This is a genomic window from Acinetobacter sp. YH01021, assembly GCF_013420255.1.
GTDB lineage: Bacteria > Pseudomonadota > Gammaproteobacteria > Pseudomonadales > Moraxellaceae > Acinetobacter.
In genome coordinates this window covers 1-1,930 of sequence record NZ_VOYO01000064.1, presented here as the reverse complement: position 1 = coordinate 1,930, position 1,930 = coordinate 1, and the positions used below count along the sequence as shown (strand labels likewise).

3 protein-coding genes and 1 pseudogene are annotated in these 1,930 nt (G+C 33.8%); 2 read left to right on the top strand and 2 right to left on the bottom strand.

Annotated elements, in window-relative coordinates:
• A pseudogene (locus tag FTT86_RS15950) lies at positions 1-194 on the bottom strand (hypothetical protein); the annotation flags it as partial.
• A complete protein-coding gene (locus FTT86_RS15790; RefSeq protein ID WP_004676061.1) occupies positions 191-613 on the bottom strand; it encodes a hypothetical protein in 423 nt (140 codons plus the stop codon). The pseudogene FTT86_RS15950 and the gene FTT86_RS15790, both read right to left, overlap by 4 nt.
• A gap of 103 nt (positions 614-716) precedes the next feature.
• Here FTT86_RS15790 and FTT86_RS15785 point away from each other — a divergent pair, with 103 nt between their 5' ends.
• A complete protein-coding gene (locus FTT86_RS15785; protein WP_004676058.1) occupies positions 717-1,040 on the top strand; it encodes a hypothetical protein in 324 nt (107 codons plus the stop codon).
• A gap of 175 nt (positions 1,041-1,215) precedes the next feature.
• Positions 1,216-1,827, top strand: coding sequence for a recombinase family protein (locus FTT86_RS15780; RefSeq protein ID WP_180181481.1), 612 nt, complete (start codon positions 1,216-1,218; stop codon positions 1,825-1,827).
• Positions 1,828-1,930: the final 103 nt, after the last annotated feature.

Genomic DNA, 1,930 nt, shown 5'->3' with positions numbered 1-1,930 from the left:
ATGGCGTATTTATATTCTGAATAAGGATAAAGAGTACCTAAGCTATAAGTTTTTTGAGCACTAATATAAGTTACTTTAAGGTCTGTAATTGGATAATCAGTCTGATTTTTAATAAAAATATATCCATCCTTTTCAAATGGCTGGCATCCTATAAGTAGAACTAATGTAAGACAGTAAAATAGGCTATTCTTCATTTTGGTAGTTCTTCAATTGGTCTTATGAGTCGATTAATAACTATAACTTTTGAGGTATCACAGCTATGATCTACTTCAGTTATCCAAGAATAATTATTTTTTTCTAGAGGATAGGATTCTCCGCCTCCATATGCTGCTTTATCACCTAAAAAATAAGTATCCGAATCTACTTTTAGGCTCTTAGTTTCCGTATCCCAATCTAGAGTTTTTGTAGCAAAAATTGGCAGAACTTTAGAGCCATCAGCATGTTCTAGGTATAGGCATTTACCTTCCCTAATAAGCTTAGCCTCACTATAACTTGCATTATCTGCTCCCCCCGTATATTGAATACGTGGAACAACTATATTTGATTCAATTTTTTCTGTAACTGGACTGCAGGCTGCAAGTAAACTTAATAAAATAAATTCTAATCTTTTCATATTAAAGGAATTTTTTGAGAGAGTAATAGAGAAATTAAAGCAAATTATTCCAAAAGGCTCTGATTAAAAATTGTTAAAATTAGTAGATATATGAGAGGAAATTATGAAAAAATTTTTATACTTCAATTGCTTATCTTTTATTTTTACTTATTTATCTTTGTTTTATCAGAAATATACATTAGTGGATCGTATAGTTGTAGACAAGCTTGGAAAAGTTAAAGTCATTGGAGGAGGATTTCCCTTACAGTTTTTAGTAGATGGTGAAGTATCTCCAGGTGGGAGTATAGCGCTAGATCCTTTAAATATTATTATAGGAATAGATCAATTTATCTTCTTATATTTTATTTTTGATTATTTGTTCTGGATAAGTGTTTTATTTGCTTTTTACATAATTTTGAAAAGGTACAAACTAAAACAGATTTTCTAAAATTAACATAATACACGTTATACGAATTCCCAAGGCATGGCTTTTAGTTATGCTTTTTTTATCAAAAGAGTATAGCTGAATGATAGCGAGCCAAATCGCATACAATATCTATCATTAGACTTAATGCGATAATTAAATGATATTGTTATCATTAATCTAATAGAATTAAGATTAAATGATAGAAATGAATACACGTATTTATCTACGAGCTTCAACTAAAGATCAAGATGCAGAAAGGGCTTTGCAGATTCTTCAGGATCTAAACCAAAACTTGAATTTGGGTGAAACCATTGTGTACGTAGAAAACTATAGTGGTACGAAGTTAGACCGACCTGAATTGAATAAGCTACTGTCAGAAGCAAATCAAGGTGACACCTTGTTAGTTGAAAGTATTGACCGCTTATCACGCCTAACCCAACGAGATTTTCAAGAGCTGAAGCGCAGGATCCAAGAGAAGGGACTTCGTTTAGTCGTAGCAGATCTTCCTACTACCTACCAAGTGATTCAAACCAGTGACAGCATTACTCATTCAATCCTGGAACTCATCAACAATATGTTGATTGATCTCCTGGCAACAATGGCTCGCCTAGACAATGAGAAACGTATAGAACGTATTAAGCAGGGCCTGGCACGTTCGGGTTACAAGCCAACAGGTAAGAAAGCCAATGAGGCTAAGCACAAACGAATAAAAGAATTGCTAGCAGCTGGCAATATGACTAAGGAAGAAATTGCCAAAGCAGTGAATTGTGGAGTTGCAACTGTCTATCGAGTTGCTAAAGTTATCTAAAAGAGGCTTATCTCAACGCGCCCCCAATGCGGCACCGTTGCATTCAGGTTGCTTCACATAAGAGATTTTATGTTAAATAAAAAAGACACCACGAATGATGTCT

Coding starts and splice junctions, on each gene's coding strand:
- FTT86_RS15780 (WP_180181481.1), top strand. CDS start 1,216: ATGATAGAAATGAATACACGTATTTATCTACGAGCTTCAACTAAAGAT.
- FTT86_RS15785 (WP_004676058.1), top strand. CDS start 717: ATGAAAAAATTTTTATACTTCAATTGCTTATCTTTTATTTTTACTTAT.
- FTT86_RS15790 (WP_004676061.1), bottom strand. CDS start 613: ATGAAAAGATTAGAATTTATTTTATTAAGTTTACTTGCAGCCTGCAGT.